Genomic DNA, 17483 nt, shown 5'->3' on the forward strand with positions numbered 1-17483 from the left:
TTTCCCGTGCAGCAAAGCACGGTATTTACCCGTTTCGCTGTGGGCCTGTTTTCCTTTATTTTTAGCTGGTTGCGTACGCCATTCTCGCTTTATTAAAGGCAACGCGCATGCGCAGTCAACTATATTTGTCGTTAGTTCCGTTAATTTAAAAAAATAATTAATGTATATATAGTTAAGTCATTTACAAAATCTGTTACATTTTGCCGCTTAATTTGCCAGGCAATCCCGCAACAGTCTACTACTATTAATGGCGTGTGCAACAAAACATAGCGGCGAGCAAATAAATTGCTCATGATTTTAAATCTCAGAGGCTGATTTTATGGGAAATAAAAACGCGCCGCTTGCTGAAAAAATTGATGACGTTGTGTCGATGCCGCTTGCTGAAGAGCAGGCTCACATTACTAAGCAGCGCAAGGTTGACAGTCGGATTAGTCTGACCCGCTCTACGCACCACGTAGAGAAGTTACTGGAAACCGAGCTGGCCAGGGAAAATGTCGAAATCGAACACGTCGCAAAGAATTATCAGGTTGCCGATGATTATTCCGCTGAAATTCGTCAGGAAGGGGATGTGCTTATTATTCCCGTGATTGAAGAGCAGGTCGAAATAATCACAAAAAAAGTGCTTAAGGAAGAAATTCATATTCGCAAGCACGTTAATAAAGAAGAGTTTCAGCAGAAAGTCACTCTGCGTAATCAGGAAGTTAAAATTACGAAACAGAAACCTTAACCTATTTACGAGGATCTATTTATGTCACATGAAAAAATTGTCACCGCGTTTAACGAAGTTACTCAGGCGGAAGCGGCAAAACAGAAATTGATCGTCGAAGGTATTGCAGAGAAAAACATTGATATCATCTCCGGTGAGAGATTACGCGTAGAAGATAAAGAGATCCGTCACCCAAGCTTCTGGCAGCGCCTGTTTGGCGATGACGTTGATGACAACTACGCCAGCGAATACAGCAAAGCCCTGCGCTCAGGCGGCGTGCTGCTGACCGTTCGTGCACCGAAAGATGAAGCTGACCACATTGAACAGGAGTTAAGCGCCTTTGCTGCTGACTACTCTTCACTGAGCCACACGGACCGCGATCCGATTAATCGCAACTTTGCAGGCGAAACCAATGACCGTGGCCTGCTGTCCGGCAATCGCGATACGTCGTTAAATAACGATCTTAACACCACCAATAATATCGCGAATGGCGGCACGCTGGCAGACGACACGCTGATGGATAACCGTGATGCCATCAACGAACGTGACGCATTAAGAAACGAGCAGGATTCGCTGATCAATCGCGACCGTGCAGATATGGCCGTTTCCGAAACCAATCGTGATTCGCTGAAGCTGGCGGAAGAGCAGGTTGATATCGGCAAACGCCAGATTAACGACGGTTCCGTACGTCTGCGTCGCTTTACGGTAGAAGATGAAGTCTCGGAAGATATTTCGCTGTTCGATCAGCATGCAGAAGTATTCCGTCACGCGGTAGATGAGCCAGCCTATCTGAACGATGTGGACTGGTCAGATAAAACCATTGAGGTTGAGGAATCTCACGAGATCCCAACCGTGGCGAAAACCGCACGCATTAAAGAAGAAGTAGGCCTGCGCGGTGAAGAAACCGCCCGTGTTGAAACGGTGAAAGACAGCGTACGTCGTCAGGAAGTGGAAGTTGAGCATACCAATGAAAACCGTATGCAAAATAACCTGACCGGCAGTAACAACGCGCTTAAAGATGACGTGACTCTTAACGAGAACCGTCTGCGTGAAAACGAGCTGACCGATGACAAAATGGCACCAAACAACTTGACCGACAAGAAGTACTGATTCCCGGTAAGCTGACAACGCTTTAGTGGAAGATATGCAGCCCGCGTCCTGGTGACGCGGGTTTTTTTTATGCGGACGTAACCATGAATCGCTGACCAATCTGTTCTTTGCGGCAGGCCAGTAACATGTAAAACCCCTTGCCAGATTATCGTGACAGCAGCGCAGGCAGCAGCGACAGCACCCATAGCAGCAGGCCGATAGCGCCGCCAACCACGGTGCCGTTAATGCGTATCCGCTGTAGATCCTTGCCGATATTTAATTCCACCTGATGCGACATATCTCTGGCATCCCAGCTTTTTACCGTATCGCTGATATGACGGCTTAAAAATTCTGAAAACTCCGGCGCGACGCTAACGGCGGCTTCTTCCATGTGCTGGTTCAGCGAAGTGCGCAGCTGGGCATCCTGGGTCAGCGTTTCGCCCAGCCACTGCGCAGCGGCGCTAACCTTGCCGTGCAGTACCGAATCTTCTTTATCCAGATCCTGCTTCAGCCAGTTCCGCAAATCGCCCCAAATCTGGGCGATATAGGTGTTGAGCGCCTCATCCTGCTTCAGATAGGTTTTGATCTCTTCGGCTTTCAGCTCCATTTCCGGATCGCTGCGCAGCCGTTCAATCAGGCGCTGCACCGCACGGTTAAAGCCCAGACGCAGCTCGTGTGCGCCGTCCTGTTCGATATCATTGAGAATGGACTTCACCGCGTTCGCCGCCAGTTCGGCACTTTTTTCGCCAACCCATTCCGTCGGCAGCATTTTTTCTTTGATGGGATGCTCGCGCTTCAGCCAGCGCATCACCTGCTGCGCAATAAATTCGTGCGTGGTGGGCTTATTGACCAGATGCAGCAGCTGAGCAATTGCATCGTCGAGCAGCGCCTGATGACGGTTATTTTTGGTCAGGCTTTCCAGCACCATTGCGGCAGACTGGGTTAAATCTACTTTATCGATCGCTTTATGAATGGCACGACGCATAAAAGCCTGGATACGCGAGTCATCGGCCAGATCCAGGAAGCCGCGCCCCACTTTTAACAGATAGCCGCTAAGCCTGGCGGCATTGGCTGGCGCACTCAGCCAGCCAGCAATAATCTGTGCCGGATCGTGACGGCGGATCAGCGCCAACAGCGAATCGGTATTAAGGAATTTGTCCTGCACAAACAGCGCAAGGTTATCGGCGATGCGATCTTTATTGCGGGGAATAATGGCCGTATGGCGACCAACCAGCGGGATGGGTACGCGACGAAACAGCGCGCTGACCGCGAACCAGTCCGCCAGCGCGCCGACCATTGCCGCTTCGGATACCGCTTTTAACGCGCCGATCCACAGGTTCGCCGGTCGCCATAAGGGATAAAGCACCGTCGCGATAAACAGGAGAGCCGCGCCGCAAAGCAGCAGCAGCGGCAGACGTTTGGCTTTCGCCAGTTCGGTTTCTTTGTTCATAAAAGCGTAGCCCGGTTTAACCTTATAAAAAAACAACGCCATCAGGATGGCAGAAAAGAGCGGTTGCTGTAGTTTATTTATTTTTGTAGCGAGGAAAAAAATGGACGCGAACCTGATTGCAGTAGCCACGATATCCGGCGCGCTGGCGCTGGGCGCGATGAGCCCCGGCCCCAGTTTTATTCTGGTGGCGCGCACGGCGGTCGCATCTTCACGACGCGCGGGTATGGGCGCGGCATTGGGAATGGGCATGGGAGCAGTTGTGATTGCGCTGGTTGCCTTGCTGGGCTTGCATACGCTACTGGCGGCGGTGCCGTGGCTATGGCTGACGTTAAAAACCGTGGGCGGCCTCTACTTGCTGTGGATGGCGTTTAAGATGTTTCGCCATGCCCATAAGCCACTGGATGTGGACAAGAACGCCAGCGCGGGCAAAAGCTTTCGCCGTGCATTGATGAGCGCTTTTCTCACGCAAATCAGCAATCCGAAAACGGCGGTAGTTTTTGCCGGGATCTTCGCTGCACTGCTGCCGAGCCATATCACGCCAGCGATGTATGTAGCATTGCCGACTGCTGCGCTGGTTGTGGATGGTTTGTGGTACGCCTTTGTGGCCTACGCGCTGTCTTCCAGCGGCCCGCGTAAAACTTATCTGCGTTATAAGGCCGTATTTGATCGTATTGGCGGTAGCGTAATGGCGGCGCTGGGGGTTAAGCTGATTGTGAAATAGCGGATTGCCGAAAATGAGGGAAATAGCCAGGTTTCTATGAGTTGTGGCGACAGGGGCAGGGAACTCGAGCGGGTCGTAGCCATCCGTGGCCGGGGAAGGCAGGCGAGGGGACAGCCTCGCCAGCTTATTAAGAGATAAACTGTTTACTCTGTTTTAAGACCAGGTCGCAGGCCTTGGTTTTCACCTTTTTGCCCAGCTCCGTATTACCCAGGCTTTTCAGGTTCACCTGCTGGTCGCTGCCGGTATTCAGTAATCCCATCAGGCCCTGTTTATAGTCGGTAGTTTCCTGCGCTTTGGTGGTATCGGTCAGGCCCAGTTTGCTCATCAGCTGATCTTTAACCGAGCTAACGTTGTTGTTCACCACGTTATTCTGCACGCAGTATTGCAGCACGCCTGCGGCATTGGTCATGCTGTTGGAACTGAGCTGCTGGTTGCCGCCGTTCAGCAGGCCGCTCAGCGCGCCTAATGAAGTTGTGCCGTTTTGTCCGCTGTTCGCGGTAGTGCCAGAGTTGTTCTGGCTCAGCGAATTCGCTGCGCTGCTAAGCTGATCCTGCCAGCTGGCAGCAGAAGCCACACCGGCAAACAAGGATGAAGAAACCGTCAAGGCCAAAGCTATCTTAGTTGCTGCTTTCATTTTTATACCCTATTTGAATTGTCCGGCGCGATCCAACCCCGTCTCGCACCGATCTCCACAGTCGGACTACGGGATCTACATGGAGTTCCCGGCGGAGCGGTGTGCTGGTTCAGGTAGGGGTGATTTAAGAGTAGTCCTGGGCGCGGGAGAGAGTCGGATAACACATGGGGCTGTGAGTATGCGAGATTTCCATTTGCTGGAGTAAAGATAAGCGGCATGATTCAGTGTTGATAGCCTATGGCAGCTAAGCCTGGAAATGAGGCTGCATGAAAGATGGGATGGCGTTTTTTTCAGCGGTTGCGCATTTGCCTGCGGATAGGGGTTGCGGAAACAGAGGGTAAAGGTATAATCCACAACGTTTTCCGCATACCCTTCAGTGCCGAAGTGGCGAAATCGGTAGACGCAGTTGATTCAAAATCAACCGCCGCAAGGCGTGCCGGTTCGATTCCGGCCTTCGGCACCAGTATCCTGTCCATCCCCGTCCGGGGAAGTCCAAAAAAACCTTTAAAATCAATATGCAGCCTGATTTTATCATCCGGCGTCGTCCGAGCACATCCGTTGCAATCCAGACCCCACTGGGGGCATAATTGGGAGCATCCCCACTTCGATAAGAAATGTGCCCCAAAATCATGACGCGCCTCGCGTCTTTTTTGTGTTCGTGCTTCCTGGTGCCTACTTTTCGCGCAATGGGTTTCCTTCCCTTGCGCCTGTCGACTAATGGTGGCCCGGTAGGGGCTTCTCACGAAGCGCCGGTTTTCAATGTTGCCGGTTACGACAACCCTGTCTGGACCACCACCAATGAAATTGGCGTTTCTAGTGGTAGCTTTAACCAGCTAACCCTGAAGTCTGCCACTATGGTCGCAACCCTTATCCCTGCATGCTTGCAGTTCACCTTTTTATTTGCCGCCGTGCGCCGTGCCGACACCGCCGCCCGTCCCTGCATGCTGCGCACTACTGTCGAAACCGAATCCGCCGCCCGCCGTCTGCTGGCCCGCGATTACGTGCTGTCCTTTGCCGGTCGCCTGCCGCTCTGCGAGGTGGCTGCATGAATACTCTGTCAGCCCGACTCAACAACCACGACAGCTACCCCATTCCGCACGCCGATTTCCTGCGCCTTCAGCATGCCCACAGCGTGGGCGTGACCGTGCTCGACATGCTGAACGTTATCGAATGTTCCGGTAACCGCCGCAGCGGCCCGGACGGGGATGCGCTGGCGTCCGTGGTGGCGCTGCTCACCGACCAGCTCGGTAAAGTGGTCAGCACCTGTGAATCCGTCATGCTTAACGATATGGAGGTCTCCCGTGACAGCTAACAATTTTAATAATCAGTCCTGCCTGCCCGTTGAGGTGCGCACCGCCGTATACCGCCGTGCCGTGGCCCAGGGCTACCTGTCCGCCTGCGAGCACTACGGCCTCGACGTCTCCGCCTCGCTTGACGAAGTGCAGATGACCATCGCGCTGGAGCTGGAGGGCTATTACGTACGTAAATACGGCCCGGAAAACGGCATGGACATGGCCTGCACCATGCTCAGCGAAATGGTACAGCCTGACGTGCTGGTCGCCGCGCCGCGCCTGACGCGCATGGGGGAAACTATGATGGATGAACTGCTGTGCGGCCGCCTGGCCGCGTCCAAAGCCACGCTGCATTAAGGGGGCCGCATGAAACATATCGTCACCGACACCGTGCGCGCCGCCGCCGGTCACTGGCCTCAGCTGCTGCCCGCGCTGGGTATCAGTATCAACGCCGCCGGACAGCACTCGCCGTGCCCCGTCTGCGGCGGCAAAGACCGCTTCCGCTTCGACAATCAGGCCGGGCGTGGGACGTGGGTCTGCAACCAGTGCGGCGCGGGCGACGGGCTGGCGCTGGTTGAAAAGGCGCTGGACGTGAACACAAAGGAAGCCGCCTGCCGCGTGGCCGGGCTGATTGGCACGCTGCCGGTTAAGCTGGTGCAGGCACCCACGGAGAAAACGGACAAGGAAAAGGGGCAGGCACGCCTCAGGGCGGCAAAGGAAGCCGTCCGGCTTGTCGCCGGTGCGAAAGCGCAGGCCGATAACGCCTACCTGACCGGCAAGGGGCTGGCTGACGTATCCTCCCTGACGCTGACCACCGCAAAGCGCATCAGCGACACCACGTATCAGCCGGGTGACCTGATTGTGCCGCTGACGGACTTTACCGGTGAAACGGTCAACGCCCAGCTGGTTAACGCCAACGGCATCAAGCGCACGCTGGCGGGCGGTCAGGTGAAAGAGGCTTTCCACCGCCTGGGCGAACCCGGCGACACGCTCTGGCTGACCGAGGGCTACGCCACCGGCCTGACCGTGCACCGGCTGACCGGCCAGGCGGTTTACGTTGCCCTGAGCGCCAACAACCTGCCCGCGCTGGCCGAACGCCTGCACGCGGAATACCCGGAGGCGATAATACTGATTGCCGCTGATAATGACGAGAACGGCACCGGCCAGCTGCGCGCCGAATCGGCCGCGAAGCGTTGTAACGGCAAACCGGCATTACCACCCGTCACCGGCGACTGGAACGACGTCTTCCAGGCAGAAGGCGAAATAGCTGCTCAGGCGATGCTGACCGCGTTCACGCAGCCGAAAGCGCTCAGCCCGTTTGAGTCGGTGAGCGAGGCCGACCTGAAGGCCATGAGCGCCAGCCAGAAGGCGGAGCTGCTGGCCGCGCACTACCTCAATACGCTGGCCGTGCCGGTTGTGGGTGAAGACCTCTGCCGCTATGAGGGCGGCGCGTGGCAGGTGCTGCCGTACCGCGTGCTCAGCCGGGAAATCGCCGCGCTGTTTCAGAAGGTGCGCGCGCCGTTCTCCGCCACCGGTATCGGCGGCATCGTGGACACCCTCAAGCTGATGGTGCCGCAGATGGGCGCGCCGGCCCGCCGGCTGATTGGCTTTCGTAACGGCGTGTTTGACACCGTAACCGGCACCTTCGGCCCGCATAAAAAAGAGCACTGGCTCAGAACCATCAACAGCGTCGACTACACCACGCCCAAGGCGGGCGAGAATCTGGCAGACGATGCCCCGAATTTCTGGCAGTGGCTGACGCGGGCGGCCGGGCGTAATGAGGCGAAGCAGGAGCGTATCCTCGCGGCGTTATTTATGGTGCTGGCGAACCGCTACGATTGGCAGCTGTTCCTTGAGGTCACCGGCCCCGGCGGCAGCGGGAAAAGCGTGATGGCCTCGATTGCGCGCCTGCTGGCAGGCGAGGACAACACCACGGCGGCGACTATCGACACGCTGGAATCATCGCGGGAACGCGCCAGCGTGGTCGGCTACTCGCTGATTATCCTGCCCGACCAGGAAAAATGGAGCGGCGACGGCGCAGGCATCAAGGCGATTACCGGCGGCGACGCCGTGGCGATTGACCCGAAGTATCGCGACGCCTACTCAACCCACATTCCGGCGGTAATACTGGCGGTGAATAACAACCCGATGCGCTTCAGCGACCGCAGCGGCGGCGTCTCCCGTCGCCGGGTTATTTTGCCGTTCCCGGACGTGATACCGGCAAACGAACGTGACCCGCAGTTGCTGGAAAAGATTGCCGGAGAGCTGGCGGTTATCGTGCGTCACCTGATGCAACGATTTACGAAACCGGACGATGCCCGCGAACTGTTGCAGGCGCAGCAGTCGTCGGAGGAGGCGCTGGAAATCAAGCGCAGCGCCGACCCGCTGGTTGACTTCTGCGGCTACCTGACGCCGCTGAGTACCCCGACCGGGCTGTTTATCGGCAACGCGAACATACGTCCGATGAATCCGCGTCGCTATCTCTATCACGCCTACCTGTCCTTTATGGAGGCCAGAGGCCATCAGCACCCGATGAGCCTGACGGCGTTCGGCCAGGCGGTGCCGCAGACGCTGAATGAGTACGAGATAGAGCTGCTGAAGCGCAAGACAAAGAACGGTATCCAGACCAGCCTGGAGCTGAGCGAAGACTGCGAGGCAGACTGGCTGCCCCGTTGCGATACATAAGCTATACGAAAAGACCAAACCGGCTCCGGCCGGTTTGTGCCATAAGCGGAAGTTACAAACAATCAACAAAAGCTTTGTAAAACTGGGAAACCTTCTGAGATGAAAAGAGGCTCGAAAATTCGGGCCTCTTGTTACTGAGGTAACAGTGTCAAAAAGCGTGAATGGAAGTTCCCACCTTAAACAATAAGAACCTCAACTGCTGCCGCTTCTGCCACTTCTGCCACTTCTGCCACTTCTGCCACTTCTGCCACTTCTGCAGCTTCAGCCGCTTCAGCCGCTTCTGCAGCTTCAGCCGCTTCTGCAGCTTCTGCAGCTTCTGCAGCTTCTGCAGCTTCAGCCGCTTCAGCCGCTTGAGCGGGCACATCAGTGGGTTCAACAGGCGCTTCGTCAGGATTTGTTTCGGCCGCCTTTTCCTGCACAGCATCGGCGTTTTTACTTTCCTGGGTTGCATTCTCATTTGCCTTATCGGCCGCCAGTTTGTCTGCTGGTGCTTTTGTAGTCGCGTATTTTACCAGGGCCTTAATTCCTTCAATGATAGCGGTACTAACAAGAAATGTTGCAACACCGACACCCAGGTTTATGCCAATCATTTTCCACATCGATTGAGTTTGCCCTGAGGATGCAGCGCCATCTGGATTGCTGGTTGATCCTATCTGACCAAACACATTCCCCTTATCCGGAGAGTTATCACCCGCATTCCACACTTTGCCATAGAATTGGTTACCCGGTGTGGGATTGGCTTTGGTCGGGGTGCTGTTTTTATAGAAGTAGAAGGATGCAGAAGTTTTATTCCCGTCACTAGCGGACCAGGAGAGGGTACTATCTGCGTAGGTGAGTTTGTTAATAGCAGAACCATTCCAAATTACCGTGGGTTGATCATCACTTCCACCGAAAACGAGCGAACCACCGCTCTGGAAGCTACCACTCGTGTTTTTCTGGTATACGCTATAGGTGGCAAACCATGTTGATGCAGGTTCTCCTTTTACAGGGTTCGTTGCATTGCCGCCGCTGTTAGCGCCAACTTTACCAAAAATATTTGGTCTGCCTGGTTTACTCTGGCCCGCCAGCCAATAGCTCCCATAGAATTGTGGGCCTATATAGGCGTCAGCGGGCAACGGCTGACCATCGTCACTGGTTAGGAGCTGAAATGTTAGCGATGCCGAAGATGTATTGTTGTCCGAGCTGGACCAACTCAGGACCCCCTGGCTAAAGCTCCATTTCTGGATTGTGATGCCGTTAAAATAAACAACCCCATTCTGAATCAATAAGTCAGGTCCCGCGGCATTATTTAACCAAGTGCTGTACTGCGACTGATAAAAATCAAGGCTGGTATTCGCCTCCGTCTGGTACGCGGCATAGATATCATTAGCCGTTGTCGGATAGCCTTGCTGTGTCAACCATTGTTCAATGACACTTTCACCATTCTGATTTTGTTGATTCTGTTTAAGTACATCCGCGTAATCCATAGCAACTTTTGGATTACGGATCTCATACTGAACAAACTCCGTCGCCACCTGTAGAGACGTTTTTTTCATTGCTGCGCGCAAGCGTCCAGGCTGAGAGGAGATAATTGCAGCATGTTCTTGCGCAGAGAGAGGGTAGCGTTGCAAGAAAACGTGTTGATTACGACGCCATTTCTCTTTGGCGTCAGGATGCAATGACAATTGTGTCAGTGCATCAACCATACCCGGTGTTGTGCGTGTTCGTTTGTAATTAGCGGGGATGAGATGTCCATCAAGCCCGGAAACCGCCGCAAGTTCCCGTTCACCATAAGGATGTCCTGGTTTATAAGGGCCAGCATAGCCTACATTACCCAGCACTTTTAAGCCTAACAGTTTGCCAACGGCAGGATCTGCTTCTTTGATGGTTTTGGGTGGCAGATAGAACGTGGAGATACCTGTTACCCGTTTTACAATTGAGGGTTTGCGAAAATCAGCAATTTTATACTTCTCGATCAGAGGTTTTGCGATGGCAATTCCAGGTGCCACATACAAATAGACCTCATGATGAGGGCCATATTCTTTTATCAGTCGGTCAATCAGTACTTGGAAATGTTGATTTTTAAAGCCTTTGAAGTTGAAGCCGAGATCGCCAACGGCACCGACCTGGAAAATAATAACATGCGAATCGGTAAGCAGGTGGCGTTTACGTAGCAGCAGGTCCGTTGCTTCCAGCGTCTGGCAGCCTGGACGGGATGGATCAATACCGATATCGGCAAAGAGATTGTCTTCAGCAGAAACCCCTGCGAGCATCTCCGCACGGTATCCTTCCTCTCTGGCCACGGCGATGGCCCGGTGTGACGGGTTGACAAATACGCCAGGATGGCCATAAAAAATCCCAACGACATATTTCCCCTGACGCAATGCGCGAAGCATGACTTCAGCCATCTGGACATAAGTCTGAAACCGGGGTTTCCCGTCATCATAAAGAACATACATATCATGCGCTTTTTTCGCATTCTTCTCGATGAAGGCCTCAGTCAATGGATCGGCTACAGCATAGAAGACTTCATCAGCAGCTTTAATATGACCTACGGCCTCCATTGTGAACTGCGCCAGGCTTTTGATCCCTGACCCCACGATCACCAGATGGCCCGGTCGAACGCCGCCTGCATGTGCAACACGGCCTGGTTTGGTTCGAGTTGACCCTGCATTTTCTGTTGCCAGAGAGCTAAGTCTGGCTCCGCTGCGTGGTGTCGGACGAAACGCCTGGATCCGTTTTGGGGCGCTTATTGCTACTGATCGGGCAACGGCATCAACGATTTCAGTCACCTCAGCGACTTCAGCGACTTCAGCCACTTCAGCCACTTCAGCCACTTCAGCGGCTTCTGCTTGTTCTGGCGGGTTCTCGCCATCAACCCGAAACTCAGTATGGAAAAAATCGTTGCTCAGCTCTCTCAGCCGATTGCCAACGATATCAGCGGCAGGATTCTGTTGCTGATTGACACTGACATTATCGACGCCATTGAGCCAAATACTGCCTAATTCTCCATTGCGATGGAGATTGCCGCGAAGCCGGTATAACTGACCATCGAAATACATGCCGTCATTAAATGCGAAACGGTAAGTGTCGGTCGTTGGCGCTGGATCATATTGCAATTGCCCGTCAACGACGTTACGAACTTCGTCTGGGGAATTACGCAACCAGTCTATTAAGTCACTTCTTTTTGGTAATGGCATAGCGGTATCCTCAATAATGATTTAGCCCTCGTTACTCAGGAAATAAAACACCAAGTTGACAATAACGTGCCGCAAAAATATGCAATTAATAAGATCCTAACGCGAGGACATGTTTAATGAAAAAAATGTACCGTCTGTTTTTTGACAGCCATTGTATTTTAGCTGCCAGTTTTTTATTTTGGTATGCCATGTTTTACTTATTGACATATTATTAAAGCCATTAACTTCCTGAAGGAGTTAACATTGCACTTCTCCATAATACTCTCGCGTTGTTTTTCTATGGTGCGTGGGCTACGGCTTGTATGGCGAGCAATTTGTTTAGCCGATAGCCCCTGCGCGGTCATCAACCATATACTTAACTCGGTGGGAGTTATTTTTATTTCATTGTTTTTTATGAACATATTTATTTTTTCTAGAAGAATTGATGTGATATTACCATCAAGAGGCTGTGCCGCTATTTTTTGGTTTATTCTGCTGCTGTGGCGGACGACAGTATCGGGAGTTATACCTAATTGGCGGGCTATTAATTTATTACTCAGACCTTTTTTTATAAGTTCAAGTATCTCCTGTTCTTTTTTGGTGAGTAGTAGCAGTGAATCAGCGGAAATGGAAGCATTCCATTTTAACATGTTCAGTCCTATGAATTTAAAACTAATTGCTTCCTCTAGGTTTATACACGCTTTTATTTAGGCTCTATTGCAAAAACAGGCAGGCTGATAAGTTTCGGTGAGTTATTATCTTGAGGTTCCGCCGTAGAACCCTGAACTGATTGTCGAGCGAACGACTGCAGGTCTGGCCTCAGCAAGAACCCACGGTAGGAACGGCGGACGGCCTTACAAAATGATGCCAATAAAATTGCGCTTGGCAATGGCATCAATGGGACGGCCAGAGACGAAAGTCAGTACGTTATGCCAGGAACTGGGGATAACCCAACAAACTCTGTAAAGGCATATTTTCCGGATGGTCAACTGCGAGCTGACGGCATAAAGCTGCTCAGACGGAGATAATTTTGGCGGACGGAAAAATCTGGGATTTTAGCGTAGAACCCCATCAGCAGATGTCCGCTTTTCGCTCATACCAGCCTTTCACCTTAGACGAAAAGAATGGGTGAGTGAGTGACGTTTTTGCCATGATTTTCAGGTTGACTCCGATTTGCCAAGCCGTGAAGCCAGCCAATGGCTTCAGTGCGATAGATAACCATCTGAAAAGCCAAACTGGCCAGACCGGATTTGTACGCCTGAAAGTGAACAGTGTTCACCCTCGGGTGAAGAGTGATGAATAGTACAAATTTAAGTGATCACCACTTAACTATTTGATAATAATTAATAAAAATGAAAAGTGAACAGGGTGAACACTTTTACTTAAAATCTTTTTTTCTGGGTAAATGCTAAAATTTTAGGGTTAGCAGCACCGGTAAGGGTCTACTGCACGGAACCAAACCGAGAGAAAAATTTCATCAAAAAATGATGAATGATTTTTGCGCGATTTCATAACTATCTGTTTTTAAAGTGATAGCCACAAAGTATTGTGGGGGCACAAATGGGGGCACTCTTAGGTTTTCCTTATTAAAAAATTAGTAAAAACATAAGCTTGTATGGTTATTTGAGTCCGGCCTTCGCACCAGTATCCTGTCCATCCTCGTCAGAGGAAGTCCTAAAAACATTTAAAATCAACGTGGAGACTTTTTTCTCCGTCCTTGCACGTCCGAGGTCATCCATTGACATCCGGCAAGTTTAGGAGCCAGAGTGGGGGGCGGTAAGTATCCGGGGCTTAACTGTAGTAGATAATTTTAGTTGTGAATGTGTGGCTATCCACATGGGGCGTGGCCTGAAGGGATAATATGTTATTGCGGTACCGGACGAGCTGAAACAACTGAGCCGCAGTATCCCGTAGTGTATTCAGACAGATAATGGCAGCGATTTTATATCGACAGTGATGGACCGGTGGGCTTATGAAAACGGCATTGTGATGGACTTCTTAGGGCCGGTAAAGCCTACGGATACGCGTTTATCGAAGTCATTCAATGGCGTCTAAGTTGAAGAGGTCAATGGGCTAAGAGCGTAGAGCGTCCACTGTACCCTCAGTCCGTAATCGATAAAAAATCACGATCAGAAGTTGTACAGTATTTACACTTCCGCCAGTCACCACGTATTATGCTTTGTGAAAAAATTAATGGACGATAACACAAGGAATGTGTACTGATGACCGCACTAACGTTTCCCTGCATTATATTCCAGACGCAAAATCGAATGGATGACTACCGCGCTAAAGATATGCGCTGCGGCGATCTGACCGAAGCACAACTGAAAACGCATTACTGCCTGTTTGATGTTTCTACCAGAGCCAATCCTTATACCCTTGAGAAAATCACCCCATTCACTCAGCCACAGTCAATGTTTTATGGCTCCCGAGGGCAGGGAGAGAAAGTTACCCGGCAGCAATGTGCCGCTATACTGTTTGATGAGTTCCGTCAGCTATCCCGCCTTTTCTCAATATATGGGCCGTACAGCCACCTGATTGAAAGGATGATCACTCACATGCAAAACGGCAATGGTGCTCCCTTTCGTGATATGGCGTTGGACTGGGCACTAAAGGAGCATATTCTTAATGACAGGACGAGAAACAGTACCCGTCTTTTGCTGGAAGATGAACTTAAAAACAGCATTAACTGGGAACAGCAATATATGCCAGCGGATAAAAAAGACGCTTTGAGAGCTGTTATCCTTCAGGGGAAATTACCAAAATTCGACAGATTTCAGGATAGCTTTAATGGTATGGGAATAACCGTGCATGATATCTGGGCAACGCATATCACCATAAAATCGCTACAGATTAATAATAATCACTACCGGGCGGTTTTACATTACAAAGTTCAGGATCACTTTGGCCTTGATGTTGAAGATATTTCAAAATTCAAGTTCAATCAATTCCGCTTTTTCCGTATATGGTTTGTGCTGCAAAGATTTAATGAGTTTAGTTTCAAACCTTTCATGACAAATATTGAAGCTACAATTGAAATATCCGGAGAACGCAATGATGTTCAAAAATAAAAAGAAGCTCTTCATTTTCCTTCTCGTGGGATGTACATTGCTCGTTTACGCTATCCGAATATATCTGCGCCCGGTGGAAATCGTTGCGGTTCATGAGGGTAAGGGTTTTAGTTCTGTCCTGGTTAAAAATTTTCCTTCCACTGATAAAGGTAAAATAAGCTGGTGGATCCGAAATAAGGATGCGTTAAAAGAAAAATACGATATCCCTAAAGCAGATTCAGATGGTTCTTTTACCGTCACCTTCTGGGATTTTGGAGATGGCTACAAAGACACTGATGGTAACGACAGGCTTTGTTTTGAAGATATGCAACCACCAGTAAACTGCATTGATAAAAAATCCTTAATGTTTATTAAAAACGGTAAAAATACTGGTATGGCTTTTTGGGTTGATGATGGAATATATCGGGTAAAAGAAAGTGGCGAGATGGTAAAAACTAAATATAAGTAATCGCTTTCCGCATGTAAAGACAGTAATAAAACCATCCGCTATATCTAGCTTGCACCAATCATGCGGAAGTTGCAAAATGTCTGAGAGACTATCTTAACGGAGAGAAAAGCGAAGAGGCCTTACCGTTTACGCGGTTCTTTTATATAAGGCAATTGCTTGTAAGGTAGCGTAGCAGATGAAAGCTGAATCAAATCTCCTTATTTATTTTTTTGAAAATCAGTCAGTGCCTGTTGGACTAGCAGCGTTCAATGCCACAGAACCGCCATTTAAAACAAAATCTCGCCATTTCTGGTTCAATTGTTCTTGTATTAAAAATTATAGTTCCATCTCCATCGGTGATAAGAAAGCGCCGTCAGTCAAACCGTTAGAATAGCTTAGGAAATTTATTGGTAGATTGTGATAGGAAATTATTTGATCGCCATTATCAGGCATGCTGCTTTTCTTCCCGCCGAATAATCGCATTCAGCCATATTTCATCACTACGTCCAATCCGTAAGTCGCCAGTTTTCCATACTTTCACAATTCCAACAGTGATTTTATTCTCTGTTCCATTTCCTGAGCCAGTTCCGTCAACCATCCCAGCCCCAGCCCCAGCCCCAGCCCCAGCCCCATCTAAGCATCCAGCGCCATTCACCTCATCCACAATATTCCGCAGCCCAGCCTCATTCATATCCGTAAACCGACGCCCATCTTTTTCCCGTTCGCCGCTGCCGTATTTAAATGACAGATACCAGATTCCGCCTGGTTTCAGCGCTTTTGCCAGCAAAGCCATTACGCCGGGCAGTTCCGCCTCAGGAACATGCAGCAGCGAAGCGCAGCACCAGATGCCGTCATACCTTTCTACTTTGGTAATATCCTGAAAGCGCCCTAATTCAACAGCCTTACCGGAAAATTGGCGGGCCATCATCACCAGCTCAGCCGAGGCGTCAAAAGCCTCTACTACAAATCCCATCTCGCTAAACGCTTTTACGTCACGACCTGAACCACAACCGGCATCAAGGATGCGTGCGCCAGGCGGCAAACAGGCAACAAAAGGCTGATACAGGGCAGACATATTTACATCCACCGTTTCATCGTAAAAACGCTGTGCATTTGAACGGTAATAATTGTCGTTCATCAGAAAATGCTGTCTCCCTGTGCTTCAGGCTGCCACTCGTGCAGTAAGGCATATTTCGCCGTATTCCAGCTTTGCTGCAAAAAACTGTGTCGTAGTTCTGGCGTATTGCCCGTCTGACGAATCAGCGTATCGCGCAACGGCAGATGGCTGTTGATAAAGTACTCGTTGCGCTCGTGCAGGCGCTGCAACAACGTTGTTGAAGGGATGCGCGCAAATTTTCCCTGCGCGCCGCGATTGCAGGTCTGACAGGCCAGTACCAGGTTCCATACGCCGTTCAGGTTGCTAATCTGCTCGTTAAGCATCCACGGCAGGAAGTGATCGACATCCGCCAGGTTCTCTTCGCCGCCTGTTACGCTCACAGGGCGAAAGCAGTAAAAGCAGTGTCCTTTTTGATAGCCATTCAGGCTGCTGCGACAGCTGGTGATGGTAATACGACGGTTATTTTGACGGCTAAATAGCATCTGGTCGCTTTCATCGTACTCTACTGCTATCAGGTTACGCGAAACGTTCATCGCCCAGGCTTCCTCGACCAGTCGCCATCTCGCCTCGGTTTCCTGAACCAGGTTAGCAAACTGTGCATTTTCAGTCAGTTGATAGAAATTGTCGGTCAGGCGGATGCCTTTATTGTTTTTGCGCTCGTCCAGAAAAAATCGCTTATCGATTTCGGCGTGATTAACGTTATGAAAAGCATCAATCACGTTAGCAAATCCGCGCTTAACGGTGATAGCTATCAGCTGTGCTTCGCTAATCTCGCCCTCATTAAACTGCCTGCATGCCTCAAGGAACTGGCTGCTTTTGCTGGTAATTTGCTTTGGTGCATTGCGCAGATGGGCGCACAGATGCCGGGCAAAAGGCGCGGCCAGCGTTTCCAGAGTGATTAAATCGTTTCCCGGCTGCTTTAAATCGTACAGCGCGTGGGCGAGGGCAAACTTATAGGAAGCGACGTTTTTGCCGAAAAGAATGACGCCGCGCCAGTAGTTTTCAAGGCGGGGATCGGCCTGGTAGAAGCGCATGCGGGATCCTGTTTTGCGAGGCAGCTCGAAAAAATCAACGTAACAGGATCACATAACAAAACCCGGTATTTGTAAACCGGAAAAGGCGGGAGATAACAA

Annotated in this window: 15 protein-coding genes and 1 tRNA gene; 10 read left to right on the top strand and 6 right to left on the bottom strand. The window is 50.9% G+C overall.

The window, feature by feature from the left end; all coding sequences use genetic code 11:
* Positions 1-319: 319 nt before the first annotated feature.
* Together KUE00_RS10780 and KUE00_RS10785 are read left to right on the top strand one after the other, a co-directional pair.
* Positions 320-727 (top strand): YsnF/AvaK domain-containing protein, encoded by a 408-nt coding sequence (locus tag KUE00_RS10780; protein ID WP_246759878.1) that lies wholly within the window; start codon positions 320-322, stop codon positions 725-727.
* A 21-nt stretch (positions 728-748) separates the two neighbouring features.
* Complete coding sequence (locus tag KUE00_RS10785; protein WP_246759879.1) at positions 749-1816, top strand: YsnF/AvaK domain-containing protein; 1068 nt, start codon at positions 749-751, stop codon at positions 1814-1816.
* Between the two features lie 145 nt (positions 1817-1961).
* Here KUE00_RS10785 and KUE00_RS10790 read toward each other — a convergent pair whose 3' ends face one another.
* Positions 1962-3245, bottom strand: a complete 1284-nt coding sequence (locus tag KUE00_RS10790) for a DUF445 domain-containing protein (RefSeq protein ID WP_246759880.1) — start codon at positions 3243-3245, stop codon at positions 1962-1964.
* Positions 3246-3345: 100 nt separating this feature from the next.
* Between KUE00_RS10790 and KUE00_RS10795 the strand changes: the two genes are divergently transcribed.
* The gene (locus KUE00_RS10795; protein ID WP_246759881.1) at positions 3346-3966 is read left to right on the top strand and encodes a LysE family translocator; all 621 of its coding nucleotides are present in this window, start codon (positions 3346-3348) and stop codon (positions 3964-3966) included.
* 127 nt (positions 3967-4093) lie between these two features.
* Here KUE00_RS10795 and KUE00_RS10800 read toward each other — a convergent pair whose 3' ends face one another.
* The gene (locus tag KUE00_RS10800; RefSeq protein WP_246759882.1) at positions 4094-4600 is read right to left on the bottom strand and encodes a YjjA family protein; all 507 of its coding nucleotides are present in this window, start codon (positions 4598-4600) and stop codon (positions 4094-4096) included.
* 378 nt (positions 4601-4978) lie between these two features.
* Here KUE00_RS10800 and KUE00_RS10805 point away from each other — a divergent pair.
* The 5 genes from KUE00_RS10805 to KUE00_RS10825 all read left to right on the top strand — a co-directional run bounded on the left by KUE00_RS10805 (position 4979) and on the right by KUE00_RS10825 (position 8577).
* Positions 4979-5063, top strand: a tRNA-Leu gene (locus KUE00_RS10805).
* Positions 5064-5268: 205 nt separating this feature from the next.
* Positions 5269-5649, top strand: a complete 381-nt coding sequence (locus tag KUE00_RS10810) for a host cell division inhibitor Icd-like protein (RefSeq protein WP_246759883.1) — start codon at positions 5269-5271, stop codon at positions 5647-5649.
* Complete coding sequence (locus tag KUE00_RS10815; protein ID WP_246759884.1) at positions 5646-5912, top strand: hypothetical protein; 267 nt, start codon at positions 5646-5648, stop codon at positions 5910-5912. The genes KUE00_RS10810 and KUE00_RS10815 overlap by 4 nt, the downstream gene beginning before the upstream one ends.
* Positions 5902-6249 carry a DUF5375 family protein gene (locus KUE00_RS10820; RefSeq protein WP_246759885.1) on the top strand — a complete coding sequence of 116 codons (348 nt, stop codon included), beginning with the start codon at positions 5902-5904 and terminating at the stop codon, positions 6247-6249. Before KUE00_RS10815 ends, KUE00_RS10820 begins: the two co-directional genes overlap by 11 nt.
* A gap of 9 nt (positions 6250-6258) precedes the next feature.
* Positions 6259-8577, top strand: coding sequence for a primase-helicase zinc-binding domain-containing protein (locus KUE00_RS10825; RefSeq protein WP_246759886.1), 2319 nt, complete (start codon positions 6259-6261; stop codon positions 8575-8577).
* 176 nt (positions 8578-8753) lie between these two features.
* Here the strand turns inward: KUE00_RS10825 and KUE00_RS10830 are convergent, their stop codons facing one another.
* Together KUE00_RS10830 and KUE00_RS10835 are read right to left on the bottom strand one after the other, a co-directional pair.
* Positions 8754-11756, bottom strand: a complete 3003-nt coding sequence (locus KUE00_RS10830) for an SAM-dependent methyltransferase (protein ID WP_246759887.1) — start codon at positions 11754-11756, stop codon at positions 8754-8756.
* A 197-nt stretch (positions 11757-11953) separates the two neighbouring features.
* Entirely contained in the window at positions 11954-12385 is a 432-nt protein-coding gene (locus tag KUE00_RS10835; protein WP_246759888.1) for a response regulator transcription factor, read from the bottom strand.
* Positions 12386-13957: 1572 nt separating this feature from the next.
* Between KUE00_RS10835 and KUE00_RS10845 the strand changes: the two genes are divergently transcribed.
* Together KUE00_RS10845 and KUE00_RS10850 are read left to right on the top strand one after the other, a co-directional pair.
* A complete protein-coding gene (locus KUE00_RS10845; protein WP_246759889.1) occupies positions 13958-14806 on the top strand; it encodes a YPO3983 family protein in 849 nt (282 codons plus the stop codon).
* Positions 14790-15254 (top strand): DUF943 family protein, encoded by a 465-nt coding sequence (locus KUE00_RS10850; protein ID WP_246759890.1) that lies wholly within the window; start codon positions 14790-14792, stop codon positions 15252-15254. The genes KUE00_RS10845 and KUE00_RS10850 overlap by 17 nt, the downstream gene beginning before the upstream one ends.
* 424 nt (positions 15255-15678) lie before the next feature.
* Here the strand turns inward: KUE00_RS10850 and KUE00_RS10855 are convergent, their stop codons facing one another.
* Together KUE00_RS10855 and KUE00_RS10860 are read right to left on the bottom strand one after the other, a co-directional pair.
* Complete coding sequence (locus tag KUE00_RS10855) at positions 15679-16371, bottom strand: class I SAM-dependent methyltransferase (protein ID WP_246759891.1); 693 nt, start codon at positions 16369-16371, stop codon at positions 15679-15681.
* The gene (locus KUE00_RS10860; protein WP_246759892.1) at positions 16371-17384 is read right to left on the bottom strand and encodes an HNH endonuclease family protein; all 1014 of its coding nucleotides are present in this window, start codon (positions 17382-17384) and stop codon (positions 16371-16373) included. Before KUE00_RS10860 ends, KUE00_RS10855 begins: the two co-directional genes overlap by 1 nt.
* Positions 17385-17483: the final 99 nt, after the last annotated feature.

This window comes from Erwinia phyllosphaerae, assembly GCF_019132875.1.
GTDB lineage: Bacteria > Pseudomonadota > Gammaproteobacteria > Enterobacterales > Enterobacteriaceae > Erwinia > Erwinia phyllosphaerae.